Annotated in this window: 20 protein-coding genes; 2 read left to right on the top strand and 18 right to left on the bottom strand. The window is 48.4% G+C overall.

The window, feature by feature from the left end; translation table 11 throughout:
• Positions 1 to 17 precede the first annotated feature (17 nt).
• From SB752_RS27195 to tpx, 7 genes are all read right to left on the bottom strand, one after another.
• A complete protein-coding gene (locus tag SB752_RS27195; protein WP_410718593.1) occupies positions 18 to 929 on the bottom strand; it encodes a sugar phosphate isomerase/epimerase family protein in 912 nt (303 codons plus the stop codon).
• An 85-nt stretch (positions 930 to 1,014) separates the two neighbouring features.
• A complete protein-coding gene (locus SB752_RS27190) occupies positions 1,015 to 2,742 on the bottom strand; it encodes a thiamine pyrophosphate-binding protein (RefSeq protein ID WP_410718592.1) in 1,728 nt (575 codons plus the stop codon).
• A gap of 28 nt (positions 2,743 to 2,770) precedes the next feature.
• Positions 2,771 to 4,207 carry a four-carbon acid sugar kinase family protein gene (locus tag SB752_RS27185; RefSeq protein ID WP_410718591.1) on the bottom strand — a complete coding sequence of 479 codons (1,437 nt, stop codon included), beginning with the start codon at positions 4,205 to 4,207 and terminating at the stop codon, positions 2,771 to 2,773.
• A 14-nt stretch (positions 4,208 to 4,221) separates the two neighbouring features.
• Positions 4,222 to 5,166: a transketolase family protein gene (locus SB752_RS27180; RefSeq protein WP_410718590.1), complete on the bottom strand. Its 945-nt coding sequence runs from the start codon at positions 5,164 to 5,166 to the stop codon at positions 4,222 to 4,224.
• Positions 5,167 to 5,991, bottom strand: coding sequence for a transketolase (locus SB752_RS27175; protein WP_410718589.1), 825 nt, complete (start codon positions 5,989 to 5,991; stop codon positions 5,167 to 5,169).
• Positions 5,992 to 6,139: 148 nt separating this feature from the next.
• Entirely contained in the window at positions 6,140 to 6,517 is a 378-nt protein-coding gene (locus tag SB752_RS27170) for a RidA family protein (RefSeq protein WP_410718588.1), read from the bottom strand.
• Positions 6,518 to 6,629: 112 nt separating this feature from the next.
• On the bottom strand, positions 6,630 to 7,127 hold the full coding sequence (gene tpx / locus SB752_RS27165) for a thiol peroxidase (RefSeq protein ID WP_410718587.1): 498 nt from the start codon (positions 7,125 to 7,127) through the stop codon (positions 6,630 to 6,632).
• 251 nt (positions 7,128 to 7,378) lie between these two features.
• On the opposite strand from tpx, the gene aceB reads away from it, so the two are divergent.
• Complete coding sequence (gene aceB, locus SB752_RS27160; RefSeq protein ID WP_410718586.1) at positions 7,379 to 8,989, top strand: malate synthase A; 1,611 nt, start codon at positions 7,379 to 7,381, stop codon at positions 8,987 to 8,989.
• 52 nt (positions 8,990 to 9,041) lie between these two features.
• On the opposite strand, the gene SB752_RS27155 is transcribed toward aceB, so the two are convergent.
• The 7 genes from SB752_RS27155 to SB752_RS27125 all read right to left on the bottom strand — a co-directional run bounded on the left by SB752_RS27155 (position 9,042) and on the right by SB752_RS27125 (position 15,409).
• Complete coding sequence (locus SB752_RS27155; protein WP_410718585.1) at positions 9,042 to 9,773, bottom strand: IclR family transcriptional regulator; 732 nt, start codon at positions 9,771 to 9,773, stop codon at positions 9,042 to 9,044.
• Positions 9,774 to 9,798: 25 nt separating this feature from the next.
• On the bottom strand, positions 9,799 to 10,485 hold the full coding sequence (locus tag SB752_RS27150; RefSeq protein ID WP_410718584.1) for an amino acid ABC transporter permease: 687 nt from the start codon (positions 10,483 to 10,485) through the stop codon (positions 9,799 to 9,801).
• A 122-nt stretch (positions 10,486 to 10,607) separates the two neighbouring features.
• On the bottom strand, positions 10,608 to 11,420 hold the full coding sequence (locus SB752_RS27145; protein WP_410718583.1) for an ABC transporter substrate-binding protein: 813 nt from the start codon (positions 11,418 to 11,420) through the stop codon (positions 10,608 to 10,610).
• A 35-nt stretch (positions 11,421 to 11,455) separates the two neighbouring features.
• A complete protein-coding gene (locus SB752_RS27140) occupies positions 11,456 to 12,178 on the bottom strand; it encodes an amino acid ABC transporter ATP-binding protein (RefSeq protein ID WP_410718582.1) in 723 nt (240 codons plus the stop codon).
• A gap of 526 nt (positions 12,179 to 12,704) precedes the next feature.
• Positions 12,705 to 13,757, bottom strand: coding sequence for an aromatic acid exporter family protein (locus tag SB752_RS27135; protein WP_410718581.1), 1,053 nt, complete (start codon positions 13,755 to 13,757; stop codon positions 12,705 to 12,707).
• Positions 13,741 to 14,154 carry a zinc ribbon domain-containing protein gene (locus SB752_RS27130; RefSeq protein WP_410718580.1) on the bottom strand — a complete coding sequence of 138 codons (414 nt, stop codon included), beginning with the start codon at positions 14,152 to 14,154 and terminating at the stop codon, positions 13,741 to 13,743. Before SB752_RS27130 ends, SB752_RS27135 begins: the two co-directional genes overlap by 17 nt.
• A 94-nt stretch (positions 14,155 to 14,248) precedes the next feature.
• Complete coding sequence (locus tag SB752_RS27125; protein ID WP_410718579.1) at positions 14,249 to 15,409, bottom strand: MFS transporter; 1,161 nt, start codon at positions 15,407 to 15,409, stop codon at positions 14,249 to 14,251.
• Positions 15,410 to 15,420: 11 nt separating this feature from the next.
• Here SB752_RS27125 and SB752_RS27120 point away from each other — a divergent pair, with 11 nt between their 5' ends.
• Positions 15,421 to 16,185: a LysR family transcriptional regulator substrate-binding protein gene (locus SB752_RS27120; RefSeq protein ID WP_410718578.1), complete on the top strand. Its 765-nt coding sequence runs from the start codon at positions 15,421 to 15,423 to the stop codon at positions 16,183 to 16,185.
• Positions 16,186 to 16,253: 68 nt separating this feature from the next.
• Here the strand turns inward: SB752_RS27120 and SB752_RS27115 are convergent, their stop codons facing one another.
• From SB752_RS27115 to SB752_RS27100, 4 genes are all read right to left on the bottom strand, one after another.
• Positions 16,254 to 18,503 carry a YcdB/YcdC domain-containing protein gene (locus SB752_RS27115; protein WP_410718577.1) on the bottom strand — a complete coding sequence of 750 codons (2,250 nt, stop codon included), beginning with the start codon at positions 18,501 to 18,503 and terminating at the stop codon, positions 16,254 to 16,256.
• Between the two features lie 129 nt (positions 18,504 to 18,632).
• Positions 18,633 to 19,385, bottom strand: a complete 753-nt coding sequence (gene hemQ, locus SB752_RS27110; RefSeq protein WP_410718576.1) for a hydrogen peroxide-dependent heme synthase — start codon at positions 19,383 to 19,385, stop codon at positions 18,633 to 18,635.
• A 125-nt stretch (positions 19,386 to 19,510) separates the two neighbouring features.
• The gene (nagB, locus tag SB752_RS27105) at positions 19,511 to 20,269 is read right to left on the bottom strand and encodes a glucosamine-6-phosphate deaminase (protein WP_410718575.1); all 759 of its coding nucleotides are present in this window, start codon (positions 20,267 to 20,269) and stop codon (positions 19,511 to 19,513) included.
• 15 nt (positions 20,270 to 20,284) lie between these two features.
• A complete protein-coding gene (locus tag SB752_RS27100; RefSeq protein WP_410718574.1) occupies positions 20,285 to 21,178 on the bottom strand; it encodes a MurR/RpiR family transcriptional regulator in 894 nt (297 codons plus the stop codon).
• Positions 21,179 to 21,213: the final 35 nt, after the last annotated feature.

Genomic DNA, 21,213 nt, shown 5'->3' with positions numbered 1-21,213 from the left:
CTTATTTGGGGGGATTTTTATAGCTTGCTCCACGCTTTTCTGAGTGTACGCTTGGACTGAGCGATGACAATATCGGACGATTCCGGGCCGACGGGTCTGACTTCAAAAGCCACTACATTGTCCGAGCCTTCGCCGATATAGCCAATCTCCAGCAATATCTTCAAATATTCCACCAATTCATCCACATCATTTTCAGAACCTGGATAGCCAAAGCGCGGGTGTACATCGCCGTAGGCAGGATCAGCCTTGTCTTTTATATAGCAATTGCCGATGTGCGCATGGTTGATGTAATCACGAGCTGTGTACAGTGCATCACGCGACGTTTCACGCTGCATGGGCAAATGGCTCAGGTCGAGCATCAAGCCAAAATTGGCATCTGTTTTGCGTACTTCCTTGGCTACTTCTACTGCCAAGCGATTCGGTCCGACCAAGCATTTTTTATCAGTAGCGTCGTCGAACGTCTCCAATGAGACAGCCAGATTTCCTTTTGCACTCGCATACTGGCAAATTTCTTTCAACGAATCAATTAAAAGTGCCACTGCCTTCTCTTCGTTTTGGTCGGGCTTTGGACCACTCAGCAAGCCGAGCTTCCCGGCATTCAGCTCATACGCTTGATCAATCGCGCCTTTAATCAAATTAATTGCAAAGCGTCTTTTCTCTTCATCGAACGAATTCAAGTCCGCTTTATTTCCGAGCAAAATCGGCTGTGCACCGAAGCCTGTTGTGATTCTGCCCGATTCCAGCATCTGCGCGACTTGCTTTCGCTGCTCAATGTCGTTGATACGTGTAATTTCAATCGATGAAAAGAAATCGTCCGTAATGATTTTATTGACCGTCTCTACGATTGGCCCATCTCCGCCGATTGTTTGCGGGTACGCCATGAAATGAACGATCCCTACCTGCATGTAGTGCTGTAGATCTGTTTTCATCCTTCACCGCAGCTCCTTTCCTGATATCTTTCTCCTCCCAGGACGAGAGGAGAAAGATTCGTGCTTGATCTTATGCGAAACGGATTTAGTTGACGCTATAATCCACTGTCGACAATCTGCCATTTGGCGAGAAGCCACATTCTGCCGCAGGATCTACGATTACTTCGATCAGATACGGCTTGCCTAGCTCTACCGCACGGGCCAGGGCAGGCTTGATCTCTCTCCAGTCAGTAACCAGCTCGCCGCGTACGCCCATTCCTTCTGCTGTTTTGACGAAGTCGATGCCACGTTCTCCGTTATCGCAAAGCTCGTTTGTATAGATCAGGTCGGTGGAAATACGGCGCTCATCATACCACCAGTTTTGCTGCTGACGAATCAAGCCGAGCAAGGAGTTGTTCATGACAAACACGATGATCGGGATATTGAACTTGGCGGCTGTAGCCAAATCCTGCAAGGACATCCCCAAGCTGCCGTCGCCGACGATATTCACGCTTTGACGTTCTGGGAAAGCCAGTTTTGCTGCCATTGCCGCTCCAAGTCCCCAGCCCATCGTACCCGCTCCGCCTGTGATGAGATAGGAGCGTGGGACATACGTTTCAAACAATTGGCACGACCAGATTTGACTGATCCCGCAGTCATGGGAAACGAAGGCATCGCGGTCCAAAAATTCGCGAAGCTCACGCAAAGCACGCTGTGGCTTGATCAGGTCGTTGTCAAAATCCGTTTTGCGGGCCAGTCGATTACGCTCTTCTGTTAGATCGAGCGGCTTGATTTCCAATGCCGCAGCAGCTACGTCCTTTGTCAAATCCTTGATTGTAGCAGCAAGCTTCACCATGTACGATTTTACGTCAGCAACAACCGCTACCTCTGTCTCCAGATATTTTCCAATTTGCTTTTTATCGAGATTGACGTGGACGATTTTCGTATTTTGCTTGAATTCTTCGAAGTTCCCGATGCTTCGGTCACCGAAACGTCCACCCAGATTGATCACGAGGTCAGATTCCAAAACCGTTTTATTCCCGAGCGGGGTGTTGAGCATCGTACCCATCCGTCCCGCAAACAACGGGTGATCATTCGGGAACGTATCAATCCCCATCACAGATGTAACTACGGGAATTTGCAAGGTTTCTGCCAGCTCTTTCAATTCTGCTGTCGCATTGGCCAGATTTACACCGCCACCAGAGATCAGCACTGGCTTTTTGGCTTCTTTTAACAGCTCGATCGTTTTGGCGATGTCTTCATCCGTTGCTTGTGGCAATTGCTCCTGTACACTGACGAATGCATCCAGATCGACTTCGACTTCTGTTTTTTGCACATCTACACAAAGGTCTACCAGGACGGGACCCTTTTTCCCGGTCGTTGCCGTCTCCCATGCTTCATGGAACCGTTGCAGCGCAGTAGCCGCATCATTCATCAAATATACTTCCTTGCAGACTGGGCGGGCGATTTCAGTGATAGGCACCTCCTGGAAGGATTGCGTCCCGATCAAGTGCGTCGCCACTTGACCCGTAAAAGCAATCATCGGTACCGAATCCATGTAGGAACCGTAAAGACCAGTGATAAAATTGGTTCCGCCAGGACCGGATGTAGCAGCACAAACGCCCACCTTTCCAGTCGCTCTGGAGTACGAATCCGCCATGAAAGCTGCTGTTTGCTCATGTCGCACCACATACGATTCGATATCTGTCAATTCACGAAGTGCATCATATAAAGGAAGGATCGCTACACCGGGAACTCCGTATATGTGCTCGACCCCTTTTTTCTTCAAATAAAGCGCAATTGCTTCCGCTACCGTCATTTTTTGCGTTGCCATGATCATGCCCCTCTTTCTTCAATCGTTCTTAGTTTTTGATCTTGCCGATGATCTCTGCCAAGGTGAATCGATTGCCTACATTGCCTGGGAAGACAATGTAGGGCGTATGCGGCAGATGTGCTTCCGGTCCAGTCAGCCAGACGGGGATTCCGGATGCCGCCTGCCCCAGCACCTTTGCTTTTTTGATCGCCAGTCCTTGTGTAGCGATATCGCTGGAGGTAATGCCTCCTTTGGCCACGATAAATTTTGGTGTAACACTCAAGCTGCTGACGACTTCCGCCAAACTGCTTGATATCGTTTGGCTAATCGTTAAATTGTCTGCTTTATCTTCTGCCGTAACGATTTGTCTGCTCGTATACATGACCGTATCCTGCCCGCCCGCTATTGCTTTTTCCGCGAGATTTCGCACCCTTTTCAATTCCTGCTTTCTCGAAGCTTCATCTAATAGTTCAGCCACACTGATCTCGATGGTTTGCACTTGGAACTGGGCAATGACCTCCTGAAGTTGCTCGGTCGTCTTTTGGGTGTGTGAGCCGACGACGATCAGTCCGCCGTGATGTGTTCCAGCAGTGGCTGTCATTTCTCGGGCAGTCAGGAATGGCCGATCCTCAATCCCCGCAAACGACTTGACGAAGGAAGCAGCTGTGCGAAACAAAAACCTTTTTCCCATTTCCAGCGCCCTCAGTAATGCCACCGACAAAATATCGAGATCCTCATATGATGCTGCATTGACGATAATCGGTGTATTCCCTTGCGCAGCGAGCAGGATGGAATGTACGCGTACGACACCACCTAAGCGGATGTCCGCAAGTGTAATTGTCCGTATTTGCTCTACAGCATCAGCCCCGCCCTTTTCGATCACCCAGCTGGGGAGATGCGCATTCGAAAAGCCAAAGACAACATCCTTGGCAAATTCGGTTTCATGAACAGGCACGAGGGTCTCGCCATCCTGTAAATAGTGCGTGTCGTTGATCGTGTACCGCCCGCCCTCCATAAAAGCGGGAATGATCAGATGACCGTCAAGCTCCCATCCTGCTTCGCGCGATAATTCATTTTGCAGCACTTCTATTTCCAACGGATAATGCCCACGCAGCGTAGAATCCCCACGGCTGACCACAGAAAACTCGATTGTGAGTTCCCGGGCAACCTCTACCAGATTGTGCATGATCTCGCGATTAATCGCGGCTGCCTTTTCAGGTTGATAGCTTCTCGTATTCGTCAAAATGTAGAGAACATGACGGCCTTCCGCCAAACCTTGGCGAATCCATTCCTTGCTCCAGTCCGTAATCACGTATACATCGTGTACGGTTTGTACTCCGGTTGGATCATCATCGAGAACAATCAATTTATGGCCGGTTTGCTTCCATCTATCCTGGATTTGTTGACGCAGACCGTGTTCCTGTCTGACTGGCGGGAGGTCGCTGCGCATGTCTTCAACCGTTATGGGAGTGGATGGTGGATTCATAGAGACATCCCCCCTTACAATTTCACTCTGTCTAAAAGCTCTTCGACCGTTTCCACAATGTTGGCTGCCCGTAATCCGAAGAAATCAAGCAGCTCATCCATTTTTCCAGAAACACCGAAGCGATCCTTGGTCCCGACACGGCGCAGTGGTGTTGGCTGATGCTCAGCGAGTACCTCCGCAACAGCGCTGCCCAGTCCCCCGACAATCGAATGCTCCTCGATGGTTACGACCTTGCCTGTTTTGGCTGCGGATTGTACGATCGCCTCTACATCGATCGGCTTAATCGTATGCACGTGAATGACCTCCGCGCTAACCCCCTGCGCCTTCAGCTGCTCCGCCGCTTTCAACACTTCGCTGAGCATCATGCCCGTACTAATGAGAGAAACATCCGAGCCTTCAAGGTAGCGTATGGCCTTTCCAATTTGGAACGGTTCCTCGGGCTTTGTGACGATCGGCACAGGCAGCTTGCCTACGCGCAAATAGACAGGACCCTCATAATGAAAAGCGGCTTCGACTGCCTTTTCCATTTCTACCGAATCGGCTGGTACCAGTACGGTCATCCGCGGCAAGGAGCGCATCAGTGAAATATCCTCCAACGGAAGATGAGTTGCTCCCTCCTGTGCGGCAGAGGTTCCCGCATTATGTCCCACAATTTTGGCGTTATTATTGGCGTAGCAGACTGAGATTCTCATTTGGTCGTAAGCGCGGCCCGTTAAAAAGTTGGCATAGGCATTCGCAAAAGGTATTTTTCCAGCAACCGCAAACCCTGCTGCTGTTCCTACCAAATCACATTCCGAAATACCGATATTGAAAAAACGCTCTGGAAATTTATCTTTAAACAAATTGGTCATATTCGATTTCGCACAATCCGCATCCAGAACGACCAGCTCTTTGTGCTTTTCGCCTAAACGGATCAGAGCGGCACTGTATCCTTCACGAGGTGCTTTTAGCTGCGTCATTTATACCAACTCCTTCAAAGCGAATTCCAATTCCTCATTGCTTGGCGCCAAACCGTGCCACTTATGTGTATTTTCCATAAAGGAAATCCCTTTGCCCTTGATCGTATGAGCCAAAATCGCCGTTGGCTTGCCTTTGACCTCTTTGGCTTGGCGCAAAGCATCGTCCACCTGATCCAGATGATGTCCATCGATTTCGATCACGTGCCAGCCAAAAGACTTCCATTTTCCAACCAGATCGCCGACACCTTTTACATTGTCCACATAATCGTCCAGCTGAATCTTGTTCCAGTCGATGATGGCACAAACGTTGTCCAGCTTGTAATGAGGCGTGGTCATCGCTGCTTCCCATACTTGCCCTTCCTGCAGTTCTCCGTCACCGATCATGACGTAAGAGCGGCGATTGCTGCCATCCAGCTTCGCTGCCAAAGCAACTCCATTGGCAACAGACAATCCTTGACCGAGTGAGCCCGAGGAAATATCGACTCCCGGACAATGCTCGCTGCACGGATGCCCATGCAAGCGTCCATCCACATCGCGGAAGGTCATCAGCTCTTCTACCGGAAAAAACCCTTTCTCAGCCAGTACAGAATAATAAACTGGCGTGCAATGACCCTTTGACAAGAAGAAGCAATCCCGGTCAGCCCATTGCGGATTTTTTGGATCGACATTCATGTGCTCAAAAAACAGTACGGTCAGAAGTTCAGTTGCTGACAACGAACCTCCAGGATGTCCACTCCCCGCATGATTGGTCATTTTGACAATGTGCCTGCGAATGGTTTTCGATAATTCCTGATAGTGCGCCAGCTTTTCACGACTTAAAGCCATAGCGGCTCCCTCCCTCTTCGAACCTTCCTTTGTGTTCTGTGCAAGCAAATCCATTGTTTCTAATTAAGAAATAGCGTTTCATATTATAAGCAAAAATTTTTGTTTCTTAATAGGAAACTATGTTTCGTTTATTGATTAAAAAAAATATCTACTCGCGAACAGCTGCTACTAGCTCCATTTCCACCCAAGCGTCTTTAGGCAAACGAGCGACTTCCACTGTAGAACGAGCCGGAAGATGCGTCTGAAAATAACTGCCGTAAATATCATTGAGCTTTGCAAAATCATTCATGTCTTTTAAGAAGACGGTCGTTTTCACCACATGCTGCAAGCTGGTACCTGCCGCTTCAAGAACGGCTTGCAGGTTGGCAAATACCTGATGCAATTGTTCCTCGAATGTTCCCTCCACAAAGGTTCCATCTGGTCTGAACGGAAGTGTCCCGGAAGTATAGACCAGATTGCCAATCTTCACCGCTTGTGAATAAGGGAGATTCGGCTGCGGTGCTTTCGGCGTGCGAATCATCTCCATCTCGAACGAGTCCTCCCTCCACTTTTTTGTTCCTTATTAAGAAACATCGTTTCTGATTTAAAAAGATTGTATCAACTCCGCCAGTGCTTTTCAAGATCAAAAAATTAAATTTTCAGTATTTTACTGCCGCTTGTATCGCTGCTTCATAATCAGGATGTTCGGTTACTTCTGATACATATTCAGCATGAACCACTTTATTATTCTTGTCGATCACAAAAATTGCCCGTGTGAGCAAACGAAGCTCCTCGATAAGAACCCCATATGCTTTTCCAAACGATAGATCACGATAATCCGACAAAGTCTGCACCTGATCGATACCTGCTGAGCCGCACCACCGCTTTTGGGCAAATGGTAAATCAACGCTGATCGTTAAAACGGTAACATCTTTCAGGTTCGCCGCCTCTTCATTAAACCGGCGCGTCTGCTGGTCGCACACAGGCGTGTCAACGGAAGGAACAACACTGATGATGCGAACGGTGCCTTTGGAATCTTCCAGGGTAACCGAAGATAGATCATGATCCAGTACGGTAAAGCTTGGTGCTTGCTGCCCTACCTTTACTTCCTGTCCTACAAGTGTGACTGGATTGCCTTTGAAACGTACGTGAGCCATATTTACAAGCCTCCTTTATCCAGATGTTGTTTCTTATTAAGAAATATCGTTTCTTAATTGAACTCACCTCATTTATAACACATCCTTCTTGTCCTTCACAACCATTTTGTAACAAAGCCAACATGTCGAGAAGATAAATAATTGATTTTTCTGAATGTAATTGCTACTATGTAATACAAGAAACGTTATTTCTCATTAAGGAACAAGTGGCGGCCTATTCTTATGCCCCACCCAAAGGAGACGGAGAAACCGTGAGCAACCATACCAAAAGGCAGGTCGAAGGCATTGAAGTAACTGGTCCAGTCACCCCAGAAATAGCAGAGATTCTCTCACCCGATGCCCTTTCATTTCTCGTCAAATTGTCCAGAGCATTTTCTGATACACGCGAAGATTTGCTCCAAAGAAGATTGGAAAGACAAGCCGAATTTGACGCAGGGAAAAAGCCTGATTTTCTCCCGGAGACAGAGCACATCCGCAATGGCGATTGGACGATTTTGTCTGTCCCTCAAGATTTGCAGGATCGACGGGTAGAGATTACAGGGCCTTCCGGAGATCGCAAAATGGTCATCAATGCATTGAATTCCGGAGCAAAAGCTTTTATGGCTGATTTCGAGGACGCGAATTCTCCTACATGGACAAACACCATTCATGGGCAAATCAATATGCGCGATGCGATTAATCGAACGATCGACTACGTCAGCCCGGAAGGCAAAAAATATGCTCTACATGACGAGGTCGCTACGCTGATCGTTCGTCCGCGTGGCTGGCATTTGGATGAAAAGCATGTGCTTGTTGACGGGAAGCCCATCTCGGGAAGTCTGTTTGATTTCGGGCTCTACTTTTTCCATAATGCTAAAAATCTATTGGCAAAAGGCTCTGGTCCTTACTTTTACTTGCCGAAATTGGAAAGCCATCTGGAAGCACGTCTGTGGAATGATGTGTTTGTTCTGGCGCAGGACGAATTGGGGATTCCTCAAGGGACGATCAAAGCGACCGTTCTTGTGGAAACGATCTTGGCGACATTTGAAATGGATGAAATTTTGTACGAGCTGAGGGACCATATTGTCGGGATGAATTGTGGACGCTGGGACTACATCTTCAGCTATATTAAAAAGTTTCGCAATCATCCGGAGGTCATACTCCCTGACCGCTCTATGGTGACGATGTCGGTTCCGTTTATGGAAGCGTACACCTTGCTGACTATCCAAACATGTCACCGACGAAAAGCCCATGCGATCGGCGGAATGGCTGCCCAAATTCCGATTAAAAATGATGCTGTCGCCAATGAAGAAGCACTGCAAAAGGTCAAAGCAGATAAACAGCGGGAAGCACAAAACGGACATGACGGCTCGTGGGTGGCGCATCCTGGTCTCGTGCCGATTGTAAAACAAGTATTCGATGAGATCATGCCTACACCGAATCAAGTGGCGAAACAAATCGAAAATTTGAACGTATCTGCAGCAGACTTGCGTCGGGTGCCCGAAGGCGTCATCACCGAAAACGGTCTGCGCACGAATATTAGCGTGAGCATTCAATATATCGAGGCTTGGCTAAGAGGTTCGGGTGCGGTACCTATCTTTCACTTGATGGAGGATGCTGCAACCGCAGAGATTTCCAGAGCACAAATATGGCAGTGGATTCGCCATCAAAAAGGGGTTCTTGCGGACGGTAGAAACGTGACGCTGGGCCTGGTACAGCAGCTCGGCGTCGAAGAGCTGGACAAGATTAAAAACACCATTGGCGAGGAAGCTTTCGCCGCTGGAAAATTTGCCGTGGCTTACGAAATTTTTAGCAGCCTCATCACGAATGATCAGTTTGAAGATTTCCTGACTGTTCCGGGGTATGCTTATTTGGAAGAATAGCTGCTCTCCCATACAAAAACCTCCATTCTCTTTTGCCGAATGGAGGTTTTGTTTAGGTGCCGCCGATTCTTGCAGAAATCATCGCTGCCTTTTGCTTTACTTTTTCAATGAAGAAAGACAATCGCTCATCTGGAACCCGAAAGCTGGGAGCATTAATCGAAATAGCCCCCACTAGCTGATTTCCATATCCGATGATCGGGGCTGCGACAGCCATCGTCCCCTCTGTCTTCTCCGCGTAACTGATAGCATAGCCGTTCTGCTTGGCCTGCCCCAGTTGCTCGATGAACGTCTGATGAGAAGCTGGCGGCAGCTGAGTGCTGACTATTTTCATCATCTCTGGCGTCTTCCAATGTGCGAGAATCATTTTACTGGGGGCACCGATTGTGAGAGGAATCCGTTCCCCCAAATTCTCGTCAATGCGTATTTTCAATGGACTTTCTACTTTTTCGATTGGAATGGAATCGCCGCCTGCCGGAATGTTGAGGAAAATGCTCTCCTCTACCTCTACCGCCAGCTCCTCCATGTAAGGCCTCGCCACAGCGCGCAAATTCAGCTTTTCATGCAGCAGAAATCCGATTTCCATCCACGTATAACCGGCCTTGTAATGCTTGGTGACTGGTTCCTGCTCCACCAATCCGTAGTGGATCATCGATTCGAGAAAACGGTGGAGCGTACTGATGGGCAGGCCGGTTGCGTCAACTAGCTCCGATATGGGCCAAGCAGGTTTCTCATCTGAAATCAGTACCCGAATGATTTTCATCGTCCGCTCGATAGATTGAACCATAGTCTCCCGCCTCTACCAAAATGCTTTAAGCAGACACGCTGTTATCATTTGTCGTCTGCTTTTTTGTTTTTTTCCCATTCGACAGCTTGCCTTCCAGTCTGTTCACGAAGTACGTGAAGATCATAATCAGGATCAAGTAATACAAACCAACGACCATGTATGTGTCCAATTGGCGATAGTTGGACGCCGCTTCGCTAAGCGCTGTCCCCCACAAATCCTGCATCCCTACATAGGCTACGAGTGAGGAGTCCTTCAAACCGATGATAAACTGGTTACCCAAGGCAGGAATCGCACGGCGAAATGCTTGCGGTAGAACAATTCGGCGCATTGCCAGCGGATAGGACATTCCCAAGGAACGAGATGCCTCCATCTGCCCACGATCAATCGATTGGATCGCACCGCGGAAAATTTCTGCAATATAAGCACCGTTGTGAACTGCTAGTGCAAGTGCCCCTGCCCAAAAGTTAGAGAGTGTGATCAGATTAGAAATCCCGAAATACAAAATCGCAATTTGTACGATCAACGGAGTACCGCGAATAACCGTAATGTATGTGTGTGCGAAGTAGTTTAACGGCTTGGAGTTTGAGATACGGAAAAAGGCAATGATCAGACCAACGATACAGCCAAGCACGAGAGCAACTGCTGTCAGCTGGAGCGTGAGCCACGCCGCTTTTAGAAAAAGAGGATAGCTGGAAACCAAAATATCAACCACGTAAGATCACTCCTCGCATGAAGTAAAACCATCACTATACCTCTACGAGGCCTGCTCAGGGGTGAGCGACCGCGTCTGTTGGAAAAAGGGGGGCGTCCTGTCCGGACACCCCGCAACCTTGCTTACTGTTTTTGCAAAATGTCGCGACCAAACCATTTTTCGCTGATTTTTGCATAGGTACCGTCTTTTACAATTTCATCCAACGCTTTGTTGATGCGCTCTACTGCTTCTTTGTCATCCTTTCTCACAGCAATCGCTTGCTCGTCAAAGCTCAGTGGCTCACCTACGTCTTTTACTTTTCCAGCGCCTTCTTTAATAAAGCGCAAGCCTACTACCTGGTCAGTAATCACCGCATCGAGACGGCCTGTTGGCAAATCGAGCAATGCCGTGATGTCACTGTCGTACTGTGTGATTTTATCTTCATCGGTCAGCTTTTTCGCCCAATCCAAATAGTTGGATGCTTTTACAACACCGATTTTTTTGCCTTTCAAATCCTCTTTGGATTTGATCGTTGTATTGTCCTCTTGCACAAAAATCTGGGAGCCGGAGCGATAGTATGGGTTCGTGAAGGAAACTGCTTTTTGACGATCCTCTGTCACCGTCAAGCTACCGATGATGGAATCGTATTTATTGGAATTCAAGCCTTGGATAATGGTTTCAAATGGGTTGGTGATCGGTACTGCGGTCATGCCCATTTTTTCTGCCAGGGCTTGTCCGATTTCTACGTCAAAGCCTGTAAGCGTACCATTTTCTTTAAAGCTAAACGGCTTGTACACTCCGCTCATCGCGTAGGTAAATTCTTTCTTCCCGCCAGCTGCTCCAGATCCTCCAGCCGCAGGTGCGCTGCTGCTATCGGAACCACATGCGGACAGCAGTAGAGATCCCAGTAGTACAGTAGAGAGTAGTGCCCCAGACCACATAGAACGTTTTTTCATTTGAAATTCCCCCATTTTTTTCTGTTGGTTTTTATTTAGCGAATGCTTCCCAAAAATTGCTTTGTCCGCTCGTTTTGCGGGTTTTCAAAGAAGGTTTTGGGTGGCCCTTGCTCCAAAATAACGCCGTTGTCCATGAACACCGCCCGATCGGCAACCTCACGCGCAAAGCCCATTTCGTGAGTCACAACGATCATGGTCATCCCTTCCTGAGCAAGCTGCTTCATTACTTGCAGCACCTCTCCAACTAGCTCGGGGTCGAGCGCGGAGGTAGGCTCATCGAACAACAATATTTTTGGTTTCATCGCAAGCGCTCTGGCTATCGCTACCCGTTGCTTTTGTCCGCCAGAGAGCATATCCGGATAAACATCTGCTTTGTCCTGCAAATTTACTTTTTTCAATAATTCGAGCCCGAGCGCTTTCGCTTCTGCCGGATTCATCTTTTTGACGTGAATCGGGGCCTCGATGACGTTTTCCAATGCCGTTTTATGCGGGAACAGGTTGAAATGCTGAAAGACCATGCCCACCTCTTCGCGGAAGTGGTTCAAGTTTGTCTTGTTCGGGTCAATCTGTTTGCCACCTACCCAAATCTCACCTTCGTTGTATACTTCCAGAAAATTCAAACATCTAAGCAGTGTACTTTTCCCGGAACCGCTCGCCCCGAGCAGTACCACCACTTCTTGTTCTTTTACTTCAAGTGTCACACCTTTTAGCACGGTTAAAGACCCAAAAGATTTCACAAGCTGTTTAACCTGAATCATCCTGCTATCCCCCTATCTCTTCGCCACGGGATGACTTGCTGTTTTTCCAATAGTCGGAAAAGTTTTCTGATTTAAATTATAATTACATTTTTTCAGATATGCAAGAAAGTTTTTATTTATTCGTTCATTAAAAATATGCTGATCGGAAATAAGTTTGGAATTACGGGGGAAAAAACAGGGGATGGTCGGGCTATTGGCGAGGAGAAGAAACCGGAGAAAACGCTCCAGCTTCTTGGAACACTAGCTGGGAAGATTCACTGGACGTCTCCATGAAAAAAGCGAATTGGTCGGTGTTCCAAAGATCTGACGCTTATTTCTCCGGTTTCCTCTCACCAGCTTTTCCTGTTCCTATCGGCTGTTTTGGAGAGTTCCTTTGTAGATTCAAAAAAGCTGACAAAGAGTTATTATGCAGTTTTGGATGCTGTATGCACCTCTTTCTTGTCTGCAAAACAAAGAGAGCAACAAAAAGCGACCTTTCGGCATAGCGCCATGGTCGCTTTTTCATAACGTGCATGTGCAGCTTTTCCTAGCTCTTGGCTGTCTTCGGCTGCTTTTTCCCTGTTTTTTCATCGCTGCTTTTGCCCAGCTCATGCTTGATAAACAAATAGCGCTCGATCTCTCTCAGCAAATAAAACAAGGACGCCCTTGTTTCAAACTCTTCACGTGTACGCGGCAGGTCTGTTTCCTTGATCTCCTTGCGCATGTCCCGTAGCTGATCGATAAAGCGGTAGGCCGTATTGCCAGGATGCACGGAATCACTGATCCGTTCGAGAAAATCAGCCATGTGATGCCCTTGCGGAACCTGCGTATTGAGCGAGGACACAATCGGCATCATCCGCTCCAAAAGCTCAAACTGTTTTTCACGCATGATAAAGTACTGGTAGTACGAATCATCGCGGCGCCCCAAGCGATTGTCGACATCACGCGATGCCAGACGGATTGCTTTTTCCAAAAGCCCGGGAGCCTCGATCATTTCCCTCCCGTCCCAGTCACTTTCACCGTGGCGCAAATAATAGCAAAACTCCCGCAAAATTTTTATAAACAGCTTTTCCACTTGTCCCTGCATGGCTTGCAGCTCTTTATCCAGACTGGGCATGTACAAATTTACGACCAACGCGACACCGACACCTACGACAAGTAGCGCCACTTCGTTTGCGATCAGCGCTGCATCCATTCTTTGCGTCGAATACAAATGCATAAGCACAACGATGCTGGTGACGAAGCCTTCCTGAATTTTAAAGCGCACAGCCAGCGGCATGAAAATCAGGATTTCGATCAAAATGGCGAGAGGCGTAAAGCCAAGGACCAGGAACAAGGCTATCCCGATTGCCAATCCCAAAAAGCTTGCCAATATCCGATTCCACGCGGTTCGAAACGATTGCTTAACCGTCACCTGAATGCACAGGATCGTAATAATACCAGCTGAGGCAGGGAACATCAGGTCCAGCTGCTGGGCTAGTAGGATCGAAATCGCTGTTCCGATCGCTGTTTTTAGTGTTCGATAACCAATTTTAAGCTTGAGCCAATTCAGTCGTGTTCCCCTCCATGCTACTAAAGCGGATTTACAATGTTTTGCCACAGCTCGGGCAATATTGATACTCCGTTTTTACTCGCTCTCCGCAGTATGGACAAAAAGCCTTCTGTCCAGTAGTTTCGTCTGTCTGTTGATTCACACCCGCTGATTGTTGTCCGAATCTACGGTTTAGGGGATCGCCTTCTTCATTGGATTCCGTAATATCAAACAAGGACATTCTTTCCTTGGAGGTCGCGTTCTTGTAATGGTAAATCGTCTGGAAAATGCCAATTGCCACAAAGATAATTCCAAACAACGGAAAAATCGTTCCGACAAACGGAAATGGAGCATCTCTCGTTATGGCAAACGCCATGATCGTCCAAAAAATCCCGAACACGACCATGCCCAGGCTTCCAGCAGCCCCCATCGCAGACGGTCCGCGACCCGGTTTGATACTTTTCATCCGAAGCACCTCCTCTTTCCTAAATCTTACCCTAAAAATGATTGGGTCACAAACAGAAGCTCCCGTCCATAAGACTTTTCCTGCCCCTTTTGCGTCACGCTGCCACATCCATTTTTTGCGTCTTTTTTACGGAGACGGCAAAAAACTGAACAACCATAGCTACCAAGTTTATCACGATCAGTCCAATGACAGCGACTAAAAAGTTTCCTGCTGCATCATGAATCCAGCCGAGCATGATCGGACCTGTTGCACTCATGACATAACTGACAGCCTGAATCATTGCGGACCAGGACGCTGCTTCTGCTACACCGCTAGTTGCATCCATGGGGAGCAGCAAATTGAGTGAGAAAATAATTGCCGCGCCTACACCCAAAAAACCAGAAGCAAGCAATGGTTGAAACGCAAAATATATCATGACAAATCCTATTAGCTCCACGCAGGAAAAAAGCAGCAGCAAAAATAGGCGTGACGGGTACCGTTTGATCAGGAAAGGAAGCAGCAAATTGGCAGGGATTTGTACAACTGCCAAAATGGTTAAGGCGTTTCCTGCATAAGCCTTGCTGTAACCGAGGCTTTGTATGATCGGAGGCAGCCAGGCTGTAATGGAAAAAAAGATGATACCTGACAGGCCAAATGACAAAATAAACAGCCACGCCTTTGGATTTCTCCACGGAAGAGCTGCCGTTTGCTGCACTGAAGCTCTGCTCTCTGATCGTCCGCCCCGACGCATAACGAAATGCCACCAAACCGGAACTGCCACGACTACCAAAACGGACCAAATTGCAAGGGCTGCCCGCCACGAATGCATCCCGCTTTGCAAGGGTGCCGCTAAACCAGAAGCAAGGGCTGCGCCCATCGTCATGGCCGCCGAATACACGCTAATCATCCGGGCCACCTGATCAGGAAAGCGTTGCTTGATAAAGCCAGAAAGCAGCGGTCCCATCACAGCAATGCCTAAGCCAGTCAAAAAGGCAGTACAAAGTAAAAAGGCTGTCGAGCTCGTAAACAGACGCATAAACGTACCCAAGCCGATCAGCATCAACGCTCCAAACATTACGTTTTCGATTCCGTATCGACCACCAAATTTAGCGGCAATCGGCGAAAAAACACCCATACACAAAACCGGAATTGCGGTAAGCAAGCTGGCGACTGACCCACTGATTCCCAGGCTGCTCCTGATCATCTCGAGCAGCGGAGAAATGGAATTGATCGCCGGACGTATGTTAAGCGAAGCCAAGAACAGAGCAATTACCATGAGGGCTGCTCTTGCAAGAATTGGGCACTCTGTTATTTGATCGTATGGGTAAACGTATCGCGCTGACCGAAGCAGGCATGATCCTGCTCAAGCATTGCCGAGACATGTTTCAAAATCTCGAAAATGCCTTCCACGAGATTGAGAATCTGCGCAGCTATCGGGGAGGTACGGTATCTGTCGGTGTGTTACCGGCAGAGCTCGACTACCGCCTAACCCCCTTGTTTATCGATTTTTACCAGCGCTTTCCGAGCATCCGCTTGAGCCTGTCTGCCTCTACAATCGAAATTACAAAGCAGGTGCTTGAGAATGAAGTCGACGTAGGGATTACACTCCTCATGGCTCCGGACAGTCGTCTCGTGAGTATCCCGCTTTATCGTGAAGAGTACGTATTGGTAGTATCCGCAAGGCATGAGCTGGCTCACTATGATTCTGTAGCCTTGACCCAATTGCAAGACCTGCCCATGATCATTTACCCGAAGCAATTTCTTAGCCGAAGACTATTGGATGACCACTGCCAGCAGCATGGCCTTCACCTTAATACAGTCATAGAAACGACAACAGGACCCTCGCTATTCGGGTTTGTAAAGGAAAATATCGGAGCTACCCTCCAGCCTCTTCCCTTGTCCAAATCCATTCATGACCCGGGTCTGCGAATTGTTCCCGTCAATGATCACCCACCTACCCGGGAAATCGGAATGGTTTATCGCGCCGATAAATATCTTTCTTTTGCCGTCCAAAAATTCATAGAAACGATGGAAGAAAAGCTCAAGCTGTAGACAAAGAAAGGGGCGACCTGTCAAAAGTCATACACTCCGACTTTTGAGGCCGCCCTTCGTATCAAGCTCTATTTCTTTTGCGTTTGTTCATATAAAGTTTGAACCAGCTGTGCTACCTCTGCTCGCGTCAGTGACTCGTTCGGGCTAAAGGCAGTTGGTGATTTACCCGCCAAGATTCCTTGTGCGTTCACCAGCGCTACTGCCGGAACCTGTTTTTTCTGCAAGTCCGTGTAAGGCGTGACGAATATGTCTGTCTTCTCTAACAGGCTTCCGTAGCCAAGCAAACGAGCAAGCATTTCTGCTGCTTCTATCCGCGTAATGGCGCGATCAGGGTTGAACGTCTTGCCTTCCTTGGCGATGATGCGGTATTGAATTGCTTTTTGAATCGCTGGATAGTAGGTGTTCTTCGTATCTACATCGGTAAACTGATAAGTCTGATCCTCTTGGTCCTCATAAAACATGCCTAAGTTCCGGAATTCATAACGATTTGTCAATCGCGTCAAAATTTGGGCCATTTCCCCGCGTGTCAATTCTTTGTCCGGCTCCAGCTTTCCATCCTTGGCCGTAAGTAGGTCCATACGTACTGCGAATTCCAGCGCTGCTTTTTGTGGATGCTCGCCAATGTCTTGCGGTTGCCGATTTTTTTCTGCCTCTGCATAGCTAACCCACTGTCCTAACACCGCGTCCACTACACCATCATCTCCTACGTAGCGATAGACGAGGAGTGGCTCCTTTGGCTGGGAGGGGAACACATAGCCGCTAAATTGTGGTTGGTAATAAGTAAGCATGAACTCTTTTTGCTTTTGCATGATTTGGTTGGCTTTCGTATGGTCGACGGTTGCTTTGGTTGATTTTTCAGTGGCGTTTACAGGCAATTCGTCCCAAGCAGCTCTCAGTCCTTCTGCTTCCCCTGTCTCAGGATCAACGATAACCTCTGTATACATGCTTTGAATTTCGACCCCATCCTTTAACCAACCAAAACGGACACCGTACGATTCTCCACTCTCTATCAGCTGCTTCTGCTCTTCTGCCGATGGTGACGGCAAGAGGTACATTTCTCCCAATCGGTCAGCATAGAGCATTTTCACGAGCTGGATCGCGCTTGCCTCTGCCTTGCTCCATGGTACAACGGTTGTGAATTTGCGCCCCCGCTCCCTAAATCGAGCCCCTTCTCTTGCTTCGTATCCCTTCAATTCACCACGGTCACCGATCGTGAGCTCCACGCGCTCCTCCGAATCCGTCTTCCCTTGGAGTGGAGTAAAGGAAAAATCCCAGTTCTGTCTTCGAATGCCATCCCCACTTGAGCTGGAGCCACTGCCATAGCTTCCTTCAAAGCGATAGCTGCCCGGGAACTTTTTGATGATTTGCTCAGCAATCTTTTGCGCCTCTTCTTTGGTAATGATGCGCTCTTCTCCTTTATTCTTTGCAACAGCAGTTCCGAGTGGCTGGATCTTTCTTTCCACAGCCTCGGTGCCTACCGCATTAATGACCTTGCCGCTTATCGCATCTACAAACTGCGGATCATTTTCATCAAAACGATATATCAGCATATACGGATCAGAGCCCGGCTCTCCTCTTCTTAGAACACTTGCCTGATTCGCGAATACGAGAGAAGGCTTCGCCTGCTCAGCTAAAAGCTTTTGTCCTTCTTCAGCAGAAATCACCGGTGTAGACGCAGGAAGCTTGCCTTCGTACCATTCCCGTGAGAAGGACATGAGTTGTCCATCTTCACCGATCGTAATTTGAAAACCGTTCTCCAGAAAAGGAATCTCGTTTTCGATCCGGGTAAAAGATAGGTGATGTGTGGGTTGCAGCTGATTAAAATAGGGGTACAGCGGTCCGTATTCATTTGGCTTGGACAATTTTTGTCGCTCTTCCGAAGTAGTGACCCGTTGCAAAAACTCCTCCGCTATTTTTTGCGCCTGTTCTTCTGACAGCTTGTTTTGCGATGCTCCAGCAATAGCACCGTCCCGATAGTTGGAATATTGCAGTAATTTACCGGAAACAGCATCGATTGTAACCATGATTCGGTTCGACTTTGTGTCTTCCCAAGCGAGTCGCCAAGACGACGTCCCGCTAAATGGATCGCGTTTGGCATCCAGAAAGCTAGCTCGCTCCAGTTTATAATCTGCAGGGATGGTGACCCATTTCTTGGCTGCCTGGATCGCTTCCTCCTGTGAGATGCTTTTGTCTTGTTGCTGCGCTGCATACGTGACCTGTGCTCCTCCACTCATACCAATCGTGGTGAGTACGGATGTCAGCAAAATGGAGGTAGACACTCCCATCGCCACTCCCCATGATTGTTTCCGTTTTATCACGGTAAAAACCACTCCCTTCGATTTACACGCTCGACCCATTTTACCATTAATATGGAAATTAAGGCAAAAAAAGATCTGCTTTCAGGCCAATGTCTCGCCTGGCAGATCTTTTTTCCTTGCTCTCGAATCTTATACTTCCAGCTTTTTGGCCAGCGTTTCCACGTTCAGCACGTTACCCACGAGGAAGTTGCCGAATTCGCCGAAGCGCGCACTTACTTCATCAAAGCGCATTTCGTACACGATGTGCTTGAATTCCAGCGGATCGTTGGCAAACAGTGTGACGCCCCATTCCCAATCGTCGAAGCCCACAGAGCCACCGATGATTTGCTTCACGCGACCAGCATAGGAGCGGCCGATCAAACCGTGGGAGCGCATCATTTCCTGACGCTCCTGCATGCTCAGCATGTACCAGTTGTCTTGCAGATCACGCTTTTTGTTCATCGGATAGAAGCAAATGTGCTCCCATTTTGGCAAGATTGGATAGAGACGGTCACGCACATGTGGGTTCGCCTTTGGATCTTCACCAGGGTTATGTACATAGTTGCTCAGCTCAACTACAGACACATAGGAATACGGTGCTTCTGTATAAGCAGCAAAGCGTGTTTTATTAAATGCCGTTTTGATCTCATCCAGCTCTTGCATAGTCTCTCGCAAAAACATGAAGACCAGATCAGCCTTGTGTCCCAAAATGGAGTACACAGCGGTGCTTCCTTGTCCTTCTGCTTCATTCGCATCCCAAGTACGGATCAAAGCATTCAGCTCGTCCAACGCTTCTTGACGCTCCTGTGCAGAAGCTGCTTTCCACTTTTCCCAATTGATGGTGCGGAAATTATGATACGTATACCAACCTTCTAATGTAAGCAACGCTTCGTTCGTGCTCATTTGAAAATCAGCTCCTTTGAAAAATCTGGTTATCCTGTCTTCACCATTCCCAGTATAGCATAAGCAACTACGGTATATTCGGAACAGATTGGTGAACAACAAAAGAAACAAGCGGCGCCATACGGCTACCGCTTGTCTTCGCTACTTGCTGCTGCAACTGTTAATTGACTTGCTGCTGCCTCATCTACAATCACCGTCACATCTGGATGAAGCTGAAGCAAGGAAGCCGGCACATCCGCTGTCGCCTCACCCTCTAGCATCAGTCGTACTGCCTCTGCTTTTGCCTCACCACTCGCGAGAAGAACGACTTTTTTGGCACGGAGAATCGTCTTGATCCCCATCGAAACTGCTTGTGTAGGCACTTCCTCTATGCTGGCAAAATAGCGGGCGTTTGCTTCGATCGTGCTCTCGGTCAGCTGCACCACTCTTGTCGTCGAATCCACAGAAGAGCCAGGCTCATTGAAGCCGATATGCCCATTGTTGCCAATCCCCAGCACTTGAATGTCTACTCCGCCTGCCTGACGAATGGCTTCTTCATAGCGCTCGCATGCTTGCTCAAGGTCAGGAGCATCCCCCGCCGGGACGTGCGTTTTATCTACAGGCAGGTTGATATGATCGAACAAGTTTTCCTGCATATACGCGCGGTAGCTTTGTGGATGCTCGGCAGATAGCCCGACATATTCATCAAGATTAAAGCTGCTCGCCTGCGAGAAATCGATGCCTTCCTCCTGGTGCATCTTGATCAGCTCCCGGTACATACCCACAGGCGTACCACCTGTAGCCAAGCCTAATACTGCTTTCGGGTTGCTTTTTACCTCATAGGCGACCAGTTCTGCCGCCTTTTTGCCGAGCTCCCGATAATCCCCTACGATAACGAGCTTCAACTCATCTCACCTCAGTTAATATTTTCTCTCCATTACGGCCTTTGCTGTTCGTTCCTTGTACAGAAGCGCTTTTTCCTTGTTGCGCATGGCCAGTGTCGTGCAGATGACATCCAGCACATGGAGCTGTGCAATTTTTGCCGCCAGTGAGCCGCCCTGTAGCGGTCCTTCCTGTGCCGCAGTGAGCAGAGTAATATCCGCCACATTCGTAATCGGCGAGCGACGGTAGTGCGTCATGCAAACGGTGGTAGCACCTGCCTGTTTGGCTACTTTAAGCGAATCAATCGTATCCTTGGTGCTTCCCGATACGGACACGCCGATCGCTACATCCCCGGGGCCAAGTGTCGCTGCTGCCATCGCCTGCAAATGAGACTCACTCATAGCGTCTACCCGAAGACCGATCCGCATAAACGCGTATTTGGCATCCTGCGCCGTTACTGCCGAAGTGCCCACTCCGTAAAAATGAATCGTGCCCGCTTTTTGCAAAAGCTCCACACAGCGCTCGATTTGCTCCATGTCAAGCAAGGCGGACGTATTGCTTATCGCCTGTTGATTGGTTACCGTTACTTTTTGGGCAATGATGTCCGGGGTATCGTGTTCGCCTACTTCTCCGTGCAGGTTTTTGGCTGGTGTAACCAGCTCCTGCGCGAGCGCCAGCTTGAACTCCTGATATCCGCGAAATCCAATCTTCCGGCAAAACCTGAGCACAGTCGTCTCGCCAACTCCTGCCTTTTCCGCCAAATCAATAACGGACGAGTAGATGACGCTGTCTGTATGCTGCAAGACGATACTAGCGACTTTTTGCTCCGATTTGGTAAACGATGGCATAAGACTCTGTATTTGCAATAGCGTATTTGCCTTAAGAATGGTTGCTGTCCCCAGAATGGACAGCTCCTCTTGGTGTCCTGTCATATTCTCCCCCTTGGGTAGAAAAGACTGATATAATC

This window comes from Brevibacillus sp. SIMBA_040 (genome assembly GCF_046535075.1).
GTDB lineage: Bacteria > Bacillota > Bacilli > Brevibacillales > Brevibacillaceae > Brevibacillus.
Note: the sequence above shows the minus strand (reverse complement) of the source record. Positions and strands in the feature narration are given on the sequence as shown.

Bases quoted from the DNA above. Each gene is read 5' to 3' on its own strand.
- SB752_RS27195 (WP_410718593.1), bottom strand. From the start codon at position 929: ATGAAAACAGATCTACAGCACTACATGCAGGTAGGGATCGTTCATTTC.
- SB752_RS27190 (WP_410718592.1), bottom strand. From the start codon at position 2,742: ATGGCAACGCAAAAAATGACGGTAGCGGAAGCAATTGCGCTTTATTTG.
- SB752_RS27185 (WP_410718591.1), bottom strand. From the start codon at position 4,207: ATGAATCCACCATCCACTCCCATAACGGTTGAAGACATGCGCAGCGAC.
- SB752_RS27180 (WP_410718590.1), bottom strand. From the start codon at position 5,166: ATGACGCAGCTAAAAGCACCTCGTGAAGGATACAGTGCCGCTCTGATC.
- SB752_RS27175 (WP_410718589.1), bottom strand. From the start codon at position 5,991: ATGGCTTTAAGTCGTGAAAAGCTGGCGCACTATCAGGAATTATCGAAA.
- SB752_RS27170 (WP_410718588.1), bottom strand. From the start codon at position 6,517: ATGGAGATGATTCGCACGCCGAAAGCACCGCAGCCGAATCTCCCTTAT.
- tpx (WP_410718587.1), bottom strand. From the start codon at position 7,127: ATGGCTCACGTACGTTTCAAAGGCAATCCAGTCACACTTGTAGGACAG.
- SB752_RS27155 (WP_410718585.1), bottom strand. From the start codon at position 9,773: ATGGTTCAATCTATCGAGCGGACGATGAAAATCATTCGGGTACTGATT.
- SB752_RS27145 (WP_410718583.1), bottom strand. From the start codon at position 11,420: ATGAAAAAACGTTCTATGTGGTCTGGGGCACTACTCTCTACTGTACTA.
- SB752_RS27140 (WP_410718582.1), bottom strand. From the start codon at position 12,178: ATGATTCAGGTTAAACAGCTTGTGAAATCTTTTGGGTCTTTAACCGTG.
- SB752_RS27130 (WP_410718580.1), bottom strand. From the start codon at position 14,154: ATGAAAAGTATCAAACCGGGTCGCGGACCGTCTGCGATGGGGGCTGCT.
- SB752_RS27125 (WP_410718579.1), bottom strand. From the start codon at position 15,409: ATGGTAATTGCTCTGTTCTTGGCTTCGCTTAACATACGTCCGGCGATC.
- hemQ (WP_410718576.1), bottom strand. From the start codon at position 19,385: ATGAGCACGAACGAAGCGTTGCTTACATTAGAAGGTTGGTATACGTAT.
- SB752_RS27100 (WP_410718574.1), bottom strand. From the start codon at position 21,178: ATGACAGGACACCAAGAGGAGCTGTCCATTCTGGGGACAGCAACCATT.